The following is a 19138-nucleotide window of genomic DNA, read 5'->3' as shown; positions in this document are numbered from 1 at the left end:
CTCAGCTCTCCTCTCCGAGCCGCAGCACCTCGCCGAGGCGCATCCGGCGGTTGTTCACGGCCTCCACGGTGATCGCGAAGCCGAGGGCCAGCATGGCCAGGACCGACACCCCGGCGACCAGGCCGGGTTCGAACTGCGGGCGTACGTCCACGCCGCCGGTGAAGGCGGGCAGCCCGAGCACCGGCGTGAGCAGCAACGGCAGCAACGCGCCGACCACCGCCCCGGTGAGCACCGACACCAGCACCAGCGGGGTCAGCTCGACCATCAGCATGCCGCGCCACTGCCGGCGGGACAGGCCCATGGTGCGCAGCCGGGACAGCACCTGCCCGCGCGAGCGGGCCCCGGCGAGCACCGCGAGCGCGAGCCCGAGCAGCCCCAGCACGGCGCCGCCCCCGGCGCCGAGCGCGAAACCGAACACCAGCAGGCCGTTCACGCCGGTGCCGCCCAGGTCCGCGCGGACGGCCGAGCGGGTGGTGACCTCCGGCGCGCGGGCCTTGTCCCCGGTGCCGACCCCGCCGATGCGCAGGTAGCGGTTCTGCCCCTCACGCGCGACCCGGTCCACCTCGGCGGCGTCCACGCCCGCGCCGGCCAGCACGAACCCGGTGGGCGCGAGCTGGTGCGGCGCGTCCGCCGGCAACGCCGGCCACGGCAGCACCACGAACCGCGCCACGCCGTCGCCGACGAGCGCGAACTCGTCGACGGTGGCGGCGGTGCGCACCGGCAGCCGGTTGCCCTGCACGTCCAGCCAGGCGGGCCGGTCCCCCTGGGCGTCGGCGAGCCCGGCGTCGGCCAGCTCGTCGGCGACCGCCGGGGACACCAGCGCCGGCAGCGGCGTGCTCCCGTCGGCGCGGGCCCGCACCGGGTCGGGCACGCTCACCGGTACGCCTGCCGCACTGGCCACCTCGGCGAACCGCTCGCCGTCCACGAGCACCACGCGCAGCTCGGTGACCGGGGCGGGGCGGCCGGCGCGGTCGGCGTACGGGCGCTCGGCCGGCACTGTGAGCAGCGGCGCGACAGCGCGTACCCCGGGCAGCTCGGCCAGTTTGCCGGCGGTGTCCGGCGCGAAGCGCTCCCCGCGTACCAGCAGGTCACCCGGCACGGCCTGGGCGGCGGCGGTGTCCCGGCCGGTCTCGATGCCGGTCGCCACCACGCCGCAGAACGCGGCGGTGGCGACGGCCAGCACCACCACGACCAGCGGCCCGGTGCTCGCGGCCCGGCCCGCGCGGGCGGCGCCGAGGAACGCGACGCTGCCGCGCGCCCGGGCGGCGACGCGGCTGACCAGCCGCAACGGCCAGGGGTACGCGCGCAGCGCCACCAGCGCCGCCGCGATCGCCAGCAGCACCGGCACGGACACCAGCAGCGGGTCCACCGAACCGGCAGTGAGCCCGCGGCGGCGCAGCAGGAACGCGCCGAGCACGGCGAGCCCGAGCACCGCCACCTCGACGGTGAGCCGGACGGCGGGCGACCGGCCGCCGAGGTCGGAGCGGCCACCGGCGCGGCGGCCGACCGCGAGCGCGGCGAGTGGCGGCAGCAGCGTGGCCAGCAGCCCGGCGATCAGCACCCAGAGCCACGGCGACCCGGCGCCGGGCAGCAACCCGCCGAGCAGCCAGCCGATCCCGGCCGCGGCCGGCAGCACCAGCAGCGACTCGGCCAGACCGCGGCGCAGCACGTCACCGGTCGAGCCACCGCGGGCCCGGATCAGGTGGAACTCGGCGCGGCGTCGGTTCGCGGCCAGCCGGGCGGCCAGCAGCGTCAGCCCGGCCAGCGTGGCGAGCAGCCCGGCGGCGATGACCGCGAGCAGGGTACGCGCGGCGGCGAGCGAGTCGGCGAAGCGCCGCAGCGGGATGTCCACGCCCTGGCTGAGGGTCACCTTGACCTCGGTGGGCAGGGCCCGGTCCAGCCCGTCGACGCCGGCGATCAGCGCGTCGAGGCGGCCCGGTTCGAGCCGGTCCGGTGCGATCCGGTACCGCCAGCCGAAGGCCACCGGCCATTCCCCAGCGGTGATCGAGTTCAGACCCGCGTCGGCGGTGTACGCGACGCCCACGAACGGTTGGCCGTCGCCTTCCGGCGGGCTGAGCTTCAGCATCGACGGCAGCGTGTCCCAGACACCGCCGGCCGGGTCGTTCGGCCGCCACACGCCGACCAGGTCGACCGGGCGGGAGTTGAGCACGTTGTTGTCGGCGTCCAGCAGCGAGAGACGGAACCGGTCGCCGGCCGCGACGCCCAGCGTGGTGGCGATCGTCTCGGCGAGCGTCACCTCGATCGCGCCGGCCGGGGTGACGCCGCGTTCCGGCCACCGCCCGCCGACCAGGGTGGCCGCCTCCCGGATGCCGGTGCCGGCGCGCAGGTGCAGGTCGATCAGCCCCTTGTCGTCGCTGAGCGTCGGACCGCGCAGTCGCCCCGGGACGGTCTGCGCCGCGAACCAGCGCTCGCCGATCGTGTCGCGCACTTCGGCGGGCATCTTCTCCTCGATCGCCGCGAGCAGGGTCCCCCGGCTGGCGGCGACGGGCTGCTCCGAGGCGGGCACGACGTCCGGCGCGGTGCTGTACGTGAGGTCCCGGCGGGCCACCGGCTGACCGGCCACGTACTCGGTGAGCCCCTGCCCGGTCAGCCGGTCGGCGACCCGGGGCACGCCCGTGATCAACAGCGCGGTCACCAGGGTCAGGACGGCGAGCAGCAGGAACTGCCCCCCGTATGCGCGGACCCGGCGCGCGGCACCAGGAAGGCTCATCGTTCTCCTCCGATCCGGAGCTGCGCGGCGGCGACCCGCTGGCGGATGCCGGTGGTGATGACGGCGGCGAAGGCGAGCGCGGCGAGCAGCAGCCCGGCGGCGGTCGCCCCGATCGGCACCCAGGGCACTGTGAAGACCGCCTCGGGCACCGGCCGGCCGGCGGCCGGGGTGAGGATCACAAGCGGCACCATGGTGGCCGCGACGAGGGCGCCGACCAGCAGCCCGACGCCGACTCCGATCGCGGCCAGGAAACCCTGCTCGGCGAGGTAGGCGCGGGCCAGCAGCCGGGTGTTCGCGCCGAGCGTGTTGAACACGGCCAGTTCGGTGAGCCGCCGCCGGGTGGTGGCCCACACGTCGACCGCCAGGCCGACCAGCGCCAGCAGCACCGACCCGAGCGCGGCGGCGAGCAGCCCGGTGCGGGCGCCCTGCCAGTACGGGTCCCCCGCGGCCTCCTCCGCCACGCGCTGCCGGTCCAGCAGCACCGTGCCGCCGACAGCGGCGAGGGCCTCGGTCGCGGCGGCGTGCCCACCCGGCGTGGTACGCAGCCACCACTCGGCCACCGGCCGTATGCCTCCGCTGCGTTCCAGCAACTGGGTACCGGCGGTGGGCAGGTCCAGCAGCACGCCGTCGCCAGCGGTGCCGGGGATCGCGGCGACCTGGCCGACCACCGTGGCCTCGATCGTCACCTCGGAGACCGACAGCTTGACGGTGTCACCGGTCTGCACGCTCAGCGCGGCGGCGACCCCCGGTGTGATCAGCACCGGCACCGGCGGGTCCTCGGCCATGGGCACCACGGCGAACCGGGACGACGGCACCCGGGCAAACTGCAACAGCCCCGCGGGCACGTCGAAGCCCTGCGTCGCGTCCACCTCGGTGGGGGTGGCCCGGGCGTCCCGGCGCGGCCCGCTGCCCGGGTCGATCACCCGCCACGCCCCCTCCACCGGCAACGGCAGCGCCGCGCCGCCGCCGTCGGTGAGCCGCAGGTCGCTGAGCAGCAGCCGGTACGAGTTGCCGGTGGCGTCACCGCCGTCGGCCTCGAAACCGGCCAGCCGCAGCGGGGCGCCGCCGGTGTCGGGCAGCGGCACGGAGAAGCGCACCGGCCGTCCCTCGCCGCCGGCCTCGGCCAGCCGGACCCGCCACGTGGCCCCGGCGTCGGTGGCGAACAGCGCGGTCACGGCGACGCGCGGCCGGTCGTACATGCTCTCCACCGGGGTGCGGACAATGCCGGAGAACGTCTTCGCCCCGGCCGGCAGGACACCGCCGACCGGCGCGCCCCGGCCGCGCGCGAGCCGGTCCAGCAGGGCACCGGTGGACGCCCCGCCGTCGGCGTCGTCGAGCCGGATCATCCCCTTCGCGGCGGCGGCGTCCAGGGCCACCACCGTCGCCGGCCGGGCCTCGCGGCCCAGGCGCACGTCGTCACGCCAGGCGGGCAGCACCCGGTCCAGGCCGGGCGCGGCGGCCAGCTGGGCGGCCCGGTCCGCGGGGGCGGTGCCGTCACGTTCGGTCAGCCGCAGGTCCGTGCCGACGGTGTGCTGGGCCTGGTCGCGCTGCGAGCGTTCCCAGGAGGCGACGAGCGACCACGCGAGCGTGCTGCCGCCGACGGCGAGCGCGAGCAGCAGCACCGGGCCGGCGTGCGGGCGACGCCCCGCCTGCCACATGCCGAACATGGTGGCGTTCCACGGCCGGCGGTCGACGAAACGTTCCGCGATCCGGGTGGTCGGCGGCAGCAGCCGCAGCGCGATCACCGCGCCGGCCAGCACGCCGATCGTGGGCGCGGCGGCCAGCAGCGGGTCGATGCCGAGGCTGCCGTTCGCGCCGGCCAGCGGCGAGGAGTACTGCCGCAACTGGGTCCAGGCGAGCACGGCGAGCGCCACCAGCACCACGTCCACGCTGGCGCGCTGCACGGCGGCGCTGCGGGACGGGCGGGACCGGGCCGCCATGTCGGCGACGTAGGTGCCGGCCCGGCGCAACGCCGGCAGCACCATGGCGAGCAGGCAGCCGACCGCCGCGCCCACCGCGACCACCCAGACCCGGGCCAGATCGCCGTCGGCCAGCCGCAGGTCCGCGCCGAGATACCGGACCGCCTGCCCGGTCAGCGCCGGAGCCAGCAGCAGCGCCGGCGCCACCACGAGCGTGGCCTCGCGTACGGCGAATCCGGCGATCTGCCGACGCGCGGCGCCCCGGGCCCGCAGCAGCGCGGTCTGCGCCCGCCGGTCCTCGTTGAGCAGCGCGGCCACCAGCACCAGCGCGTACCCGCCGAGCACCACGATCAGCAGCAGCGGGGTGAGCAGCGCGGACCGGCCCACCAGGTCGGCCCGGCCCAGCCGGTCCACCAGCCGGTCCAGGTGGCTGACCTGCTGCGTCGAGGAGCCCAGGCCGGTGGCCTCGGGCAGCTTCTCGGTGATCTCGTTCAGCGCTGTGGTCACGGCCGGCAGGCGAGCCGGCTCGACGGCCACCAGGTCGGGGTCCACCAGCCAGGCCGCCGAGGTGGAGCCGGGGAAGGTACGGGCGAAGTCGGCCGGGTCGAGCGCGAACGGCCCGTACGAGGTGACCTCCGCGTCGCCCTGGCTCTCCCCCACTCCCGGGGCGAGCCGCCAGTACGCCTCGGCCGCGTCGCGGGGCCGCCACGTGCCGGCCACCACCACCGTGCTGGCCCGCTCCGCGCCCCGGTCGTACAGCGGCACCCGCTCGCCGACCTCCAGGCCCAGTTGCGCGGCCACCTTCTCCGGCAGCGTCACCTGCAGCGGGTTGCTGCCGGGCACCGGCCACGCCCCGGCGGTCAGCTCGGCGTGCGCCGGCAGGTCGTCGAGCGTGGCCAGGTTGGCGAACATCGGGTCGTCGTCGGTGCGGGCGGCCCCCACGTCACCGGTCAGCTCCCGCCCGGTGCCGGAGCGGATCCCGGCCACCGTGACCGGCGCCCCGCCCAGCCCGTTGGCGAACTGTGCCCGTACCGCCCGGTCCCGCTCGGCGTACGCGGCGGCGTCCGCCCCGCCGGAGCCGCTGATCAGCAGGCTGCGCTCCTCCGCCGGGGCGGCGTCGAGCACCGCCCGGGCACCCGCGTCCACCGCCCGGCGGTTGTAGTCGGAGAGCCCGGTGACCAAAGCGACCGCGACGAGTGCCGCGACAGCGGCGGCGAGCAGCAGCCCACGGGCCTCTACCGCCCGCCTCCACACCAGCTTCATCCGACGTCCTCTCCTGGCCCCGGCGGGCCGATGCCGAGAGAGAGCAGTGAAGCCCCGGAAAAGGTTCGCGCCCGTTACATGATCGTTATCGGTCCCTCCGCCTCGCCGCGCACTCTCCCCGTCGATCTTGGAGTTGTGGTGCCTCGAATGACGCCGATGCGGCTTTTGTGCACGACCACAACTCCAAGATCGACGGCGGCTGTCCACAGGGGCGGCTTTCCAAGGGCAGCGGGCGGGAGGGTGGGCGGGTGTGGCGGTATGGGGAGTTGCTGGCGGGTGGGGTGAGCCGTGCGGCGGTACGGCACCAGGTGGAAGCGGGGCGGCTGGGGCGGTTGTCCCGGGGTGTCTACGGGTACGCGGACGACGAGACGAATCGGTTGCGCGCCCTGTTCCGGCGGTTGCCGCCGGGAACCGTCGCGGGATTCCACACCGGCGCGCGACTGCACCGGTTCGGGGCGGTGACCGACGACCGGGTGCACGTGATCGTGCCGCCCGGTGTGAGCGCGCGGCGAATCCGGGGCGTGGCGACGCATCAGACGGTGCTGCCGGTGCCGGACGCGGTGGAGATCGCCGGCATCCCCTGCGCGCCGGCCGCCCGCTGTGCCGTGGATCTGGCCCGCGTGATCCGGCGGGCGGACGCGCTGCCGGTGCTGGATCTCTGCCTCCGTGCCGGCGCCTGCCGCCGCGAGGACCTGCTCACCGAAGTGGCGTGGCACGCCGGCCTGCGGGGAGTACGACAGGCCGGGCAACTCGTCGCGCTCGCCGACCCGCGCTCGGAGTGCCGGCAGGAGAGCCAGCTGCGCCTGTTGCTGATCGACGGCGGGCTGCCTCCGCCGGAGCCCCAACTGTGGGTTCCCGACGAGGACGGAAACCTGATCTACCGCCTCGACCTGGGCTATCGCGACCGGCGCATCGGCTTGGAGTACGACGGCCGGTCCCACCTAGATCCCGGCCGGCTGCACCACGATCGATCCCGGCTCAACTGGCTGGCCGAGCACGGCTGGYGGATGCGGGTCTACACCGCCACCGATCTCTACCGCCGCCCCCGGCACATCGTCGCGTCGGTCCGGAGCATGCTCACCGCGCCCGCCTGAGCCCTGGTCACCCAGGCGTCAGGGGCGGGGGCGGTCGCGGTCCTTGGACGGCTGGACCCGCTTCGGCTCGCCGGGCATCTTCGGGTATTCCGGCGGGTACGGCATGTCGCCCAGCCCGTCCGCCGCGTCCCGCTCGGCCCACTCCAGCAGCGGCGTGATGTCCCACGGGGCGTCGTCGATGCCGGCGTGCGGGTCGCCGCGCTCGGCGAACCGGGCCGGCACCGTGCCCAGGTGGAAGTCGTCCGGGTCTACCTGGGGTAGTTCGTCCCAGTCGACGGGGGTGGAGACGGTGGCGCGCGCGTTGGCGCGCAGCGAGTACGCGCAGGCGATGGTGCGGTCCCGCGCCATCTGGTTGAAGTCGACGAAGACCCGTTCGCCCCGTTCCTCCTTCCACCAGGCGGTGGTGACCAGCTCGGGGCGGCGTCGTTCCAGCTCGCGGGCCAGCGCGATGGTGGCGCGGCGGACCTCGACGAACGTCCAGCGCGGCTGGATGCGCAGGTAGACGTGCACGCCCCGGCCACCGGAGGTCTTCGGCCAGCCGGGCACGCCCAGCTCGTCCAGCAGGCCGCGCAGCTCACCGGCAGCGGTCACCGCGTCGGCGAAGTCGGTGCCCGGCTGCGGGTCGAGGTCGACGCGCAGCTCGTCGGGGCGGTCGGTGTCGGCGGCGCGCACCGGCCACGGGTGGAACACGACGGTGCCCATCTGCGCCGCCCAGGCCACGTGCGCCAGGTCGGCGGGGCACAGCTCGTCGGCCGGGCGGCCGCTGGGGAAGGCGATCCGCGCGGTGCGGACCCACGGGGGTACCCCCCGCTGCGGCACCCGCTTCTGGAAGAACATCTCCCCCTCGATGCCGTCAGGGAAGCGCTGGAGCGTGGTCGGCCGGTCCCGCAGGGCGCGCATGATCCCGTCGCCGACGGCCAGGTAGTAGCGGAAGACGTCGGCCTTGGTGAAGCCCCGCTGGGGGAAGATCACCCGGTCGGGGCTGCTCAGCCGCACCGTGTGCCCGGCTACCTCGATCTCTTCGACCGTGCCCTTGCCCGCCATCACGCGACCATATGCGATGCCACCGACAGCCGACGTACCGTGAAGGGGTGAGTCTTTCCGACAACGAACTGCCCCGTACCGAGGACGAATGGCGCGTGCGGCTGAGCCCCGAGGAGTTCCGGGTGCTCCGCGAGGCCGGCACCGAGGCGCCCTGGACCGGTGAGTACGTCGACACCAAGACCCCCGGCGTCTACCACTGCCGGGCCTGCGGGCTGGAACTGTTCCGCAGCGAGGACAAGTTCGACTCGCACTGCGGGTGGCCGAGCTTCGACGACGCCATCCCGGGCGCGGTCAAGGAGATCCCGGACAACACGCTCGGGATGCGCCGGATCGAGATCCGCTGCGCGCGCTGCGACAGCCACCTCGGGCACGTCTTCGAGGGTGAGGGTTTCACCCCGAAGGACACCCGGCACTGCGTCAACTCGATCTCGGTGCGGCTGGAGCCCAGCGCCGGCTGACGGCGGCGTCACAGCCGCAGCAGGCCGCCGGCCTCGTCCACCCGGTCGGCGGCCTCGTCGTCCAGCCACACGCCGCCGGTGGCCAGGTAACGGAAGCGGTACTCCCCCGGCTTCAACCGGACCGTCACGGTACGGGTGCCGTCGCGGCGCGGCACCAGCTCGTGCCGGCCGGGCTCCCAGCCGTTGAAGCAGCCGACCACGCTCACCGTGCCGGGCGGGGTGTCCCGGGGCAGCGAGAACGTCACCCGGGTCTGGTTGCCGAAGAGTTTGTTGCGCTTGATCACGGATCCTCCGGGGATTTTCGGCGGTCACCGGAGTCAACGCTCGACACGCCGGGAGCGACTCGCCGTAGGGCCGGATCAGGTTCGCCGGTTCCGGTTGCTCGATGGTGTCGTCTGCGCAACCCTCGGATGACAGGTCCATTTTCGGGGGGTTTCGCATGGCAACCTGCGAGGTTTGCGGTAACGACTACTGGATGGCGTTCGAGGTGCGCACGGTCGACGGGTCGCGGCACACGTTCGACTGCTTCGAGTGCGCGGTGCACAAGATGGCGCCGATCTGCGAGCACTGCCAGATCAAGATCGTCGGCCACGGCGTCGAGGTCTCCGGCCGCTTCTTCTGCTGCGCCCACTGCGCCCGCGCCGTCGAGGGCGAGCAGGGCGCCGAGGTACGCGACGCGGTCGGCGCCCGCCCCGCCTGACGCGGGCGCTCCCCGGCCGTCCCGCACCCGGCCCGGCCGGACCGCGGGGCGCCGCCTAACCTGGGCCGATGCCCGTCGAGTCCCACCTGGCCGGTTTCGCCGACCTGGACGCCCGCACCTTCCACGACCTGCTCCGGCTGCGCATCGACGTGTTCGTGGTCGAGCAGTCCTGCCCGTACCCGGAACTGGACGGCCGGGACGTCGAGCCCGGCACCCGCCACCTGTGGCTGAGCAGCGACGGCGCCGTGGTCGCGTACCTGCGGATCCTGGCCGACCCCGGCGGCGTGGCGCGGATCGGGCGGGTGGTGGTGGCGCCGGCGGCCCGCGGCGCGGGCCTGGCCGGCGCGCTGATGGCCGAGGCCCTCGCGGTGGTGGGTGACCGGCCGTGCGTGCTCGACGCGCAGACGCACCTCGTGGGCTTCTACGAGGGCTGCGGTTTCACGGTCGACGGCCCCGGTTACGTCGAGGACGGCATCCCGCACACCCCGATGCGCCGCGACCCAACTCATTGACGTTTGTCACTTTTTGTGGCAACGTGCGGGCGGAGCCGCCACGCGGGAGAGGGCAACTCCCGACAGTCCGGGCGTCGTGCACCGACACCCATCCCGGAGGCTTTCCATGTCCACTCCGTACCGCCGCCCGTTACCGCTCGCGGCGGCGATTCTCGGCGTCTGCGCGGTCGTCGCGGCGCTGCTCACCACCGCGTTCTCCGGCCCGGCCTCGGCGCACGGGTCGGTGGTCGACCCGGCCTCGCGCGCCTACAGCTGCTGGCAGCGCTGGGGCGGTGACTTCCAGAACCCGGCCATGGCCACCCAGGACCCGATGTGCTGGCAGGCGTGGCAGGCCGACCCGAACGCCATGTGGAACTGGAACGGCCTGTTCCGCGAGGGCGTGGCCGGCAACCACCAGGGCGCCATCCCGGACGGGCAGCTGTGCAGCGGCGGCCGCACCCAGAACGGCCGGTACAACGCGCTCGACACCGTCGGCGCGTGGAAGACCGTGCCGGTCACCAACAACTTCCGGGTCAAGTTCTTCGACCAGGCCAGCCACGGCGCCGACTACATCCGGGTGTACGTGACCAAGCAGGGTTTCAACGCGCTCACCTCGCCGCTGCGCTGGAGCGACCTGGAACTGGTCGGCCAGATCGGCAACACCCCGGCCAGCCAGTGGACGCGTGAGGTCGACGGCGTGTCCATCCAGATCCCGGCGAACGCGCCGGGCCGCACCGGCCGGCACATCGTCTACACCATCTGGCAGGCCAGCCACCTGGACCAGTCCTACTACCTGTGCAGTGACGTGGACTTCGGCGGGTCCGGCCCGACCACCCCGCCGCCCACCAGCACCCCGCCGACGAGCACCCCGCCCACCAGCACGCCGCCGACGAGCACGCCGCCGACCAGCCCGCCGCCGACCACGCCGAACCCGGCCGGCGGCTGCACCGCGACGTACGCGATCACCGGTTCGTGGGGCGGCGGCTTCCAGGCCGACGTGAAGGTGACGAACAACAGCGGCTCGCCGATCCGCGGCTGGTCGGTGAGCTGGAACTACCAGAACGGCCAGCAGGTCAGCTCGGCGTGGAACGCCACTGTCACCACGAGCGGAACACTGGTGACGGCACGAAACGCCGCCTACAACGGCTCACTCGCGCCGAGTGCGAGCACCTCGTTCGGCTTCACCGGCTCGGCCGGTGCGACGAACCCGGTGCCCAGCATCGTGTCCTGCACGACGACCGCCTGACGCCGGTCTTCCCGGTCGGGGCCCTGCTCGACACCCGCCGGGGTGTTAAGCGGGGCCCCTTCCTCTACCGCAGGCGTTAAGAAGGTGCCCTTCCTTTCACACCAGGCAGTTGACGATGTCGGCCACCGAGCGGCGGCGGCCGGTGTAGAACGGGATCTCCTCCCGCACGTGCCGGCGGGCGCCGGAGGCGCGCAGGTCACGCATCAGGTCCACGATCCGGTGCAGCTCGTCGGCCTCGAACGCGAGCATCCACTCGTAGTCGCCGAGCGCGAACGACGCGACCGTGTTGGCCCGTACGTCCGGGTAGCCGCGGGCCATCTTGCCGTGCTCGGCCAGCAGCTCGCGCCGCTCCGCGTCGGGCAGCAGGTACCACTCGTACGAGCGCACGAACGGGTAGACGCACAGGTAGGGGCGCGGCTGCTCGTCGGCCAGGAACGCCGGGATGTGGCTCTTGTTGAACTCGGCCGGGCGGTGCAGCGCCATCTGCGACCAGACCGGGGTGAGCGCCCGGCCCAGCGTGGTGCGGCGGAACCGCAGGTACGCGTCCTGCAGCGCGTCGCTGGACGACGAGTGCCACCAGATCATCAGGTCGGCGTCGGCGCGCAGCCCGGCCACGTCGTACGTGCCCCGGACCGTGACGTCCTTGCCGGCCAGCTCGGTGAAGAGCGACTCGACCTCGTCGACGACGTTCTCCCGCAGCGACGGCAGCGGGCTGGTGGCCCGGTACACCGACCACATCGTGTAGCGGATGGTCTCGTTGAGCTCCCGCAGCCGCGCCGCGTTGGTCTGCTCGGTCATGCTGCCGATCCTTCCAGTGCCGTGATGATCTCTTCGGCCGCCGTCTCGCCGGAGCGGACGCACACCGGGATGCCGACGCCGTCGTAGCCGGCCCCGGCCACCGCAAGCGTCGGGTACGCGGCGCGCAGCGCCGCCCGGACCGCCGTCACCCGGGCGGTGTGCCCGGGCGTGTACTGGGGCAGCGCGCCGCCCCACCGCTGCACGTGCCGGGCCACCGGAGTCGGCAGCGGCGCGCCGAGCACCGCCGACAGCTCCCGGTGCACCGCGTCGGCCAGGTCGTCGTCGGTGAGCTGCAGCGACGTCTCGTCGCCGTACCGGCCGACCGAGGCGCGCACCAGCGCCAGCCCGTCCGGCCGCCGCAGGTGCCCCCACTTGGTGGTGAAGAACGTCGACGCCTTGATCGTCAGCCCCTCACCGGCCGGCACCAGGAAACCGGACAGCTCCGGCAGGGCCGGACCGGGCAGGGCCAGGGTGATCAGGGCGACGCTGGCGTAGTCGAGCGCGCCCACCGTGTCGGCCGCCTCGGGCGCGGCGGCGGCGAGCAGCCGGGCGGCCGGGCGGGCCGGCACCGCGAGCAGCACCGCGTCGGCCTCGACGTGCTCGGCGTCGCGGGTCGGCCCGACGGTGAGCCGCCATCCGGACGGGGTGCGGCGCAGCTCGCGTACCGCCGCGCCCCGCAGGATCGTCGCGCCGCTCGCCGTCGCCGCCGCCTCGACCAGCGTGCTCAGCCCACCGGCCAGGGTGCCGAAGACCGGGGCGCCGGGCGCGCGCGGCGCGGCGGCCTGCGCGGCGCGTACCGCACCGACGAGCGTGTGCTCGGCGCGTGCCGCGCGGGCCAGCGCCGGCATCGTGGTGACCAGCGACAGGTCGTCGGCCCGCCCGGCGTACACGCCGCCGAGCATCGGATCGACCAGCCGCTCCACCACCGCGTCACCGAGACGCTTGCGGACCAGCTCACCGACCGAGGTGTCCTCACCGTCGGCCAGCAACGGGTGGCCCGCGTCGCGGTCGGCGTCCGCGGCCGGCGGCGCCACCGCCGCCACCTTCTCCAGATCCCCGGGTACGCCGACGAGCGTCCCGCCCGGCACCGGGCGCAACGTGCCGTCGACCAGCAGGGCGGCCTGCCCGACGGTCGGGTGCACGATCGCCTCGGCCAGACCGAGGCGCCGGGCCAGCGTCACCGCCGCCGACTCGCCACCGGCCGGGTCGCGCATCAGGAACGACTCCGCGCCGAACTCGACCGGCCCGCCTGCGAGCTCACCGGTGAACAGCTTGCCGCCGAGGCGGCCGGACTGCTCGTACACGGTGACCTCGGTGCCCTCGGGAGCGCGGTCGCGAAACCGGACGGCGGCGGCCAGCCCGGTGATCCCGCCACCGACGATCGCCACCCGCCACGGTCGCACCACTGTCGCCTCCTAGCGCTCCGGTCGCGCGGTCAGCTCGTGCACCAGCGCGACCACCCGGGTCAGCACCTCGGGGTCGGTCTCCGGCAGGACGCCGTGGCCGAGGTTGAACACGTGGCCGGGAGCGGCCCGGCCCTGCTCGACGATGCGCCGCACCTCGGTCTCCACCACCGGCCAGGGCGCGAGCAGCACGGTCGGGTCGAGGTTGCCCTGCACCGCCTTGTCCGGCCCGATCCGGCCGGTGGCGACGTCCAGCGGCGTACGCCAGTCCACGCCCACCACGTCGGCGCCGGCCTCGCCCATCGCGCCGAGCAGCTCGCCGGTGCCCACCCCGAAGTGGATCCGCGGCACGCCGGAGTCAGCGAGCCCGCCCAGCACGTACGTCGAGTGCGGCAGCACGAAGCGGCGGTAGTCGGCCTCGGAGAGCGCGCCGGCCCACGAGTCGAACAGCTGCACCGCGGAGACCCCGGCGTCGATCTGCACCTGGAGGAACGCCAGCGTCACCTCGGCCAGCCGGGCGCACAGCGCGTGCCACAGGTCCGGGTCGCCGTACATCAGCGCCTTGGTCTTGGCGTGGGTACGCGACGGCCCGCCCTCGACCAGGTAGCTGGCGAGCGTGAACGGGGCGCCGGCGAAGCCGATCAGCGGGGTGTCGCCCAGCTCGACGACGAGCTGGCGGACCGCCTCGTCCACGTACGACACCTCGTCGCGGCCGATCGGGGAAATCCGCTCGACGTCGGCGGCGGTACGGATCGGCTCGGCCACCACCGGGCCGGTGCCGGGCACGATGTCCAGGTCGATGCCGGCCGCGGCGACCGGCACCACGATGTCGCTGAACAGGATCGCCGCGTCCACGCCGTGCCGGCGCACCGGCTGGAGCGTGATCTCGGTGACCAGGTCCGGCCGGCGGCAGGACTCCAGCATCGGCACGTTCGCCCGGATCTCGCGGTACTCCGGCAGCGACCGGCCGGCCTGGCGCATGAACCAGACCGGCGTGTGCGGGCCCGGCTCGCGCCGGCAGGCGCGCACGAAGGGCGAGTCGGCCGGCCCGCCGCGGCGGGGTTCTCCGTCTCGGGCGGCAGTGCCCGTGGTGTCGGTGGTCATCGCGGCAATCGTGCCACGCCCCCGGCAGGCGCCCGCGCTCACCGTCCGCATTTGTGACGTAGAAGGAAGGGCCCCCGCTTAACGCCTCCGGTAGAGGAAGGGCCCCTTCTTAACCGTCGATCACCCGGCGCGCCGTCGCGCGCCGTACGGTGGGCGCGCATAGGCTGCCCGCATGGCCCCCCCGATCGCGCTCCCGGAAACGTTCGCTCGCGCGGTCGCGGGGCTGCGGTCGGTGACACCCCGCCCGGAGATCATCCTGGAGGAGGTCGGCGCGCCCCAGCGGCTGGCCCCGTTCGCGTTCGCGCTCTCCGCCGCCGTGATGCGCGACGACGACGAGGTGGCCACCGGCCGGCTGATCCTGCTGCACGACCCGGCCGGGCACGAGGCGTGGCAGGGCACGTTGCGGCTGGTCACGTACGTCACCGCCGAACTCGAGGTCGACCTGGCCAGCGACCCGCTGCTGCCGGGCGTCGGCTGGACCTGGCTGACCGACGCGCTGGACGCGCAGGGCGCCGGGCACCGGGCGATCGGCGGCACCGTCACCCAGACGCTCTCCACCCGGTTCGGCGAGCTGGCCGGGCCGCCCGCCGCCGGTGACATCGAGATCCGCGCCTCCTGGACGCCGCTGCGCGCCGACCTGGGTCCGCACCTGCTCGGCTGGTGCACGCTGCTGGCCTCCACGGCCGGCCTGCCGCCGCCCGGCGTCACCGCGCTGCCCCGGCGTTCCGCCGGCGCCGCCTGACCACACCCGGCCGGATACGCGAAGGCCGCCCCGGCGAACCGGGGCGGCCTCGGGCGAGTACAGGTCAGAGATAGTTCTCGGCCTCGTCGCAGACCTTGTCCAGACCCTTGTTCGCCGCCTCGAAGGCAGCCCGGTCGCCACGCGACGCGGCGGCGATGGCGGTGGTCAGCTTGTCCAGGCAGCTCGCGATGACCTTCTTCTGCCGGGCCTGCTCGTCCCGGTCGTTCTTGGTGCCGGTCAGGTCCTGCTGGGTGTCCGACAGCCGCTCCTGCACCGTCTTCAGCTCACCCTTGAGCTTCTCGATCTCCTGCTGGTTCGCCGAGATGGTGCCGTCGCGCTGGCTGACCAGCCGCTGGGACTTGTCCAGCTCGCCGTCCGTGGAGACGTACAGGAAGGTCATCACGCCACCGAAGACGAACAGCAGCGCGGCGACGAGGCCGAGGACCAGCGGGGCCCACCTCCGGCCGCCGCCGGCGGGCGCGCCGCCGGCCGGTCCGTAGGGGCCGGGCGGCCCGGACATCGGCGGCGGGCCGTAGCCGGGGCCGGACACCGGTGGGGCGGACAGCGGCGGGGCCGACAGCGGCTGCGGGTAGCCGGGGCCGGAGACCGGCGGTACGGAGACCGGCGGCGCCGACATCGGCGGGGGCACCGGAGCGGCGCCCGGCGCGTAGCCCGGCTGACCCGGCGCGGCGGGCTGGTATCCGCCGTACCCGGGTGCGCCGTCGGGCGCGGTGGGCTGGTGCAGGGTCGGGGCGGGCTGGTTCGGGTCGTACTGCTGGGGCGCGGGCCGGCTGCCGTACACGTTGCCGTAGACCGTGCCCCCCGGCGCCGGGGGCGGGTTGTCGCCCCCGGCCGGTGGGTAGGACATGTCGTTCCTCCAGATGAGCTGGTCCCCCGCGGGGTGGCCCGATGGGCCGGGGTCGATGCGCTGCGGTCGCCCCACACCGGCGTGGGCGACCGGTCAGCAGAGGCGGAACCGGTCGCAGGCGGTCTTGATCGGCACCGCCAACCCGATGCCCTCGGCGTTGCGGGCCTTGGCCGTGGCGATGCCGACGACCTCCTTGGCGCCGTTGATCACCGGGCCGCCGGAGTTACCGGGGTTGATCGGCGCGTCGAACTGGATCACCGGGCCGCCGCCGCGCTCGTCTTCGCGGAACGCGCTGACCACGCCCGTGGTGACGCTGTCCTGCAACCCGAGCGGCGCGCCGACCACGATGATCTGCTGGCCGGACCGCACCGGATCACTGGCCGCGACCAGACCGGCGAACTTGGCGGTGGTGCGCAACTGCGCCAGGTCCTTGTCCTTGTCGGTGGCGATGATCGTCGCCTCGAACCGCTGGTCCTTGCGCTCCAGGAACACCTTGCGCTCACCGGCGGTGAAGACCGACTCGACCACGTGGAAGTTCGTCAGCAGCGTGGTGCCGCCGCCGGACGGGGCCTTGCCGACGGCGAACGCCGTACCGGTGAACTGCCCGGCCCGCACCCGGAACACGCTCGGCAGCACCGCGCTGGCCACCGCCTCCGGGTTGAAGGCGGCTCCGGCCTGCTTCTCCAGGCTGCCGGCGCGCTGCTCCAGGCCGTCGAGCCGGCTGGCGTCCGCGCCCTGCCCCTCGGCCATCCGCTTGTCGGCGGCGGCGAGCCGGTCGTCGAGCCGGTAGATCTGGTACGCCTGCACGCCGCTGACCACCGCAAGCACGGCGGCCAGGGCCAGCGCCACCACCGCGAGCCGGCTGCGCCGGGGGGCGCGCTCCGGCGGGCCGAGCGGCGCGCCGAAGCCGGAGACCTGCTGACCCGGGTACGCCGCCGGCTGGGCGGGGTAGGACGGCGCGGACACCGGCTGGCCCGGATAGGCGGGCGCGGAGACCGGCCGGCCCGGGTAGGACGAGCCGGAGCCGGACGGGGCGCCGGAGTGCCGGTCCGCGTACGGCGACGAGGCCTGGCCCGGGAACGACTGTGACCCGGCGGGCGCCTGGCCCGGGTAGGCCGGGGCGGACTGGGCCGGTGCCGAGCCGAAGGAGGACTGCCCCGGCTGGGCCGGCGCGCCGCCGAACGACGACGGGCCCGGCTGGGACGGCGCGGCGCCGAACGACGGCTGGGACGGCGCGGGCGGGGTCGCGACACCCGACGACGCGGAGTAGGCGGCCGACGGCGACGCCCCGGCCGCGTCGGCGCGGCCCGGGTAACCGGCGGACGGCGGCGCGGTCGCCCGCGCCGGATGACCCGCGCCCGAGGACGGGGCCGGGTAACTCGTGCCCGAGGACGCCGGGTAGCTCCCCCCGGACGATCCCGGGTAGCTCGCGCCCGGCGACGTGGTCGGGTAGCCCGCGCCCGGCGACGTGGTCGGGTAGCCCGTGCCCGGCGCCGCGTGGCCGGGGGTGCCGCTCCACGCCGGACCGCCACCGCCCGCTGCCGACCCGGGCACGGTCGACCCGGACAGTGGAGCCGGACCGCCGGGCGGGTCGAAGCGCGGCGGCAGCGGGCCCGGCCGATCGGCCGTCGGGTCACCGCCCTGCCCCGGCACGCCGTCGCCGGTTCCGTACCCGCCTGTCATGCTCGACCGTCCTCCCCGTCGGCTTCGCCGACGCCCCCGACCGCTGTCGTCCGGCCCTGTGCGCCGCTCGCGGCTCGATGGACCGTACCGGCGGAAACGGGCTTTGTCTCCCCCGCTGTCCGACCCTCTCACGGCCCCGCAACCCGGTTCGTTCCGGACACCTGACGGACACCGCGCCGACACGCGCCGGACCGGCTGCGCACACCGGATCGTCCGGCCTACTAGGGTTGTCAGGTGACCGACGAACCACCCCTGCGCCGTCGGGCCGCCGAAAGCCGTACGGGAGAGGTCTCCGCCGATCCGACGTCGGCCCTGCCGGAGCCGGCGGACGCGGGGACCGAGACCGAGCCGGGCGCGGCCGTCCCCCTGACCGCGCCGCGCGACGGCACGCCCGCCCCGGTGGCCACACCGGCCGAGTTGAACGAGGTCGTGGCCCGTTTCGCGGGCGGCACCGGCCCGGTGGCCCTGGACGCCGAACGCGCCTCCGGCTACCGCTACAGCCAGCGCGCCTACCTGGTGCAGTTGCGCCGCGTCGGCGCCGGCACCGCGCTCATCGACCCGCTGCCGCTGCCCGACCTGTCCGCCCTCGACGAGGCGATCGCCGAGACCGAGTGGGTGCTGCACGCGGCCAGCCAGGACCTCGCCTGCCTGGCCGAGCTGGGCCTGCGCCCGCGCCGGCTGTTCGACACCGAACTGGCCGCCCGGCTGGCGGGATTCGAGCGGGTCGGCCTGGCCGCGCTGACCGAACAGCTGCTCGGGTTCAGCCTGGAGAAGCACCACTCCGCCGCGGACTGGTCCAGCCGGCCGCTGCCGGAGTCCTGGCTGACGTACGCGGCGCTGGACGTCGAGCTGCTGGTGGACCTGCGCGACGCGCTGGACGAGGAGCTGGGGCGGCAGGGCAAGTCCGGCTGGGCGGCGGAGGAGTTCGACGCGCTGGTGCGCAACGGCGCCCGTCCGCCGCGCGTGCGCGCCGAGCCGTGGCGGCGCACGTCCGGCATCCACCGGGTACGCGGCGCGCGCGCCCAGGCCCGGGTGCGGTCCCTCTGGTACGCGCGGGACCAGATCGCCGCCCGTCGGGACGCCGCGCCGGGCCGGGTGCTGCCCGACTCGGCCATCGTGGCCGCCGCCGAGCTGGACCCGAAGGACGAGAAGACGCTGCTCACGCTCCCCGGTTTCGGTGGGCGCTCGGTGCGCCGGCTGGCACGTACCTGGCTGGCGGCGCTCGACGACGCGCGTCAGTTGCCGGACGAGGCGCTGCCGGTGAGCCCGACCGTGGAAGGGCCGCCTCCGCCGCACCGCTGGGCCGAGCGTGACCCGGTGGCGGCCGGGCGGCTGGCCCGGGCCCGGGAGGTGGTGGTCGGCACCGCCGGGGCGCACCGGCTGCCGGCGGAGAACCTGATCGCGCCGGACTCGATCCGCCGGCTGGCGTGGCAGCCGCCGGAGGAGATCACCGACGACACCGTCGCGGAGGCGCTGCGCGCCTTCGGCGCCCGGGAGTGGCAGATCGGCCTGCTACTGCCCGCTCTTACCGAGGCGCTGCGCACCCCCCAGCAGTAACGTCGGTGGCAGGTGTGAGGTGGGCCACGCGGGGGGT

At 75.0% G+C, this 19138-nt stretch carries 16 protein-coding genes; 7 read left to right on the top strand and 9 right to left on the bottom strand.

Annotated features, from left to right (window positions below):
* Position 1: 1 nt before the first annotated feature.
* Positions 2-2731 carry an FtsX-like permease family protein gene (locus A8711_RS24210; protein ID WP_069089389.1) on the bottom strand — a complete coding sequence of 910 codons (2730 nt, stop codon included), beginning with the start codon at positions 2729-2731 and terminating at the stop codon, positions 2-4.
* Positions 2728-5913 (bottom strand): FtsX-like permease family protein, encoded by a 3186-nt coding sequence (locus A8711_RS24205; protein ID WP_069089388.1) that lies wholly within the window; start codon positions 5911-5913, stop codon positions 2728-2730. The genes A8711_RS24210 and A8711_RS24205 overlap by 4 nt, the downstream gene beginning before the upstream one ends.
* Positions 5914-6161: 248 nt before the next feature.
* Between A8711_RS24205 and A8711_RS24200 the strand changes: the two genes are divergently transcribed.
* Positions 6162-7007 carry a hypothetical protein gene (locus A8711_RS24200; RefSeq protein ID WP_069089525.1) on the top strand — a complete coding sequence of 282 codons (846 nt, stop codon included), beginning with the start codon at positions 6162-6164 and terminating at the stop codon, positions 7005-7007.
* An 18-nt stretch (positions 7008-7025) separates the two neighbouring features.
* On the opposite strand, the gene ligD is transcribed toward A8711_RS24200, so the two are convergent.
* Entirely contained in the window at positions 7026-8051 is a 1026-nt protein-coding gene (gene ligD, locus A8711_RS24195) for a non-homologous end-joining DNA ligase (protein ID WP_069089387.1), read from the bottom strand.
* Positions 8052-8098: 47 nt separating this feature from the next.
* Here ligD and msrB point away from each other — a divergent pair, with 47 nt between their 5' ends.
* The gene (gene msrB, locus A8711_RS24190) at positions 8099-8509 is read left to right on the top strand and encodes a peptide-methionine (R)-S-oxide reductase MsrB (protein WP_030503019.1); all 411 of its coding nucleotides are present in this window, start codon (positions 8099-8101) and stop codon (positions 8507-8509) included.
* Positions 8510-8517: 8 nt separating this feature from the next.
* Here the strand turns inward: msrB and A8711_RS24185 are convergent, their stop codons facing one another.
* A complete protein-coding gene (locus A8711_RS24185) occupies positions 8518-8793 on the bottom strand; it encodes an isoamylase early set domain-containing protein (RefSeq protein WP_043325634.1) in 276 nt (91 codons plus the stop codon).
* Between the two features lie 155 nt (positions 8794-8948).
* On the opposite strand from A8711_RS24185, the gene A8711_RS24180 reads away from it, so the two are divergent.
* The 3 genes from A8711_RS24180 to A8711_RS24170 all read left to right on the top strand — a co-directional run bounded on the left by A8711_RS24180 (position 8949) and on the right by A8711_RS24170 (position 10946).
* On the top strand, positions 8949-9209 hold the full coding sequence (locus tag A8711_RS24180) for a hypothetical protein (RefSeq protein ID WP_030503017.1): 261 nt from the start codon (positions 8949-8951) through the stop codon (positions 9207-9209).
* Between the two features lie 68 nt (positions 9210-9277).
* Positions 9278-9721 carry a GNAT family N-acetyltransferase gene (locus tag A8711_RS24175; protein ID WP_069089386.1) on the top strand — a complete coding sequence of 148 codons (444 nt, stop codon included), beginning with the start codon at positions 9278-9280 and terminating at the stop codon, positions 9719-9721.
* Between the two features lie 106 nt (positions 9722-9827).
* Complete coding sequence (locus A8711_RS24170) at positions 9828-10946, top strand: lytic polysaccharide monooxygenase (protein ID WP_069089385.1); 1119 nt, start codon at positions 9828-9830, stop codon at positions 10944-10946.
* A gap of 96 nt (positions 10947-11042) precedes the next feature.
* On the opposite strand, the gene hemQ is transcribed toward A8711_RS24170, so the two are convergent.
* The 3 genes from hemQ to hemE are packed head-to-tail and all read right to left on the bottom strand — an operon-like array spanning position 11043 to position 14251.
* Positions 11043-11744 (bottom strand): hydrogen peroxide-dependent heme synthase, encoded by a 702-nt coding sequence (hemQ, locus tag A8711_RS24165; RefSeq protein ID WP_043325639.1) that lies wholly within the window; start codon positions 11742-11744, stop codon positions 11043-11045.
* Positions 11741-13150: a protoporphyrinogen oxidase gene (gene hemG / locus A8711_RS24160; RefSeq protein WP_069089384.1), complete on the bottom strand. Its 1410-nt coding sequence runs from the start codon at positions 13148-13150 to the stop codon at positions 11741-11743. Before hemG ends, hemQ begins: the two co-directional genes overlap by 4 nt.
* A gap of 9 nt (positions 13151-13159) precedes the next feature.
* Positions 13160-14251: a uroporphyrinogen decarboxylase gene (gene hemE, locus A8711_RS24155; protein ID WP_043325641.1), complete on the bottom strand. Its 1092-nt coding sequence runs from the start codon at positions 14249-14251 to the stop codon at positions 13160-13162.
* 172 nt (positions 14252-14423) lie between these two features.
* Here hemE and A8711_RS24150 point away from each other — a divergent pair, with 172 nt between their 5' ends.
* A complete protein-coding gene (locus A8711_RS24150; protein ID WP_043325643.1) occupies positions 14424-14993 on the top strand; it encodes a DUF3000 domain-containing protein in 570 nt (189 codons plus the stop codon).
* A gap of 64 nt (positions 14994-15057) precedes the next feature.
* Here A8711_RS24150 and A8711_RS24145 read toward each other — a convergent pair whose 3' ends face one another.
* Complete coding sequence (locus tag A8711_RS24145; protein ID WP_069089383.1) at positions 15058-15861, bottom strand: hypothetical protein; 804 nt, start codon at positions 15859-15861, stop codon at positions 15058-15060.
* 93 nt (positions 15862-15954) lie between these two features.
* Positions 15955-17544, bottom strand: coding sequence for a S1C family serine protease (locus A8711_RS24140; protein ID WP_069089382.1), 1590 nt, complete (start codon positions 17542-17544; stop codon positions 15955-15957).
* Positions 17545-17778: 234 nt separating this feature from the next.
* Here A8711_RS24140 and A8711_RS24135 point away from each other — a divergent pair, with 234 nt between their 5' ends.
* Entirely contained in the window at positions 17779-19101 is a 1323-nt protein-coding gene (locus tag A8711_RS24135; RefSeq protein WP_069089381.1) for a ribonuclease D, read from the top strand.
* Positions 19102-19138 lie beyond the last annotated feature (37 nt).

The organism is Micromonospora sp. II, from assembly GCF_001709195.1.
GTDB lineage: Bacteria > Actinomycetota > Actinomycetes > Mycobacteriales > Micromonosporaceae > Micromonospora > Micromonospora chalcea.
Note: the sequence above shows the minus strand (reverse complement) of the source record. Positions and strands in the feature narration are given on the sequence as shown.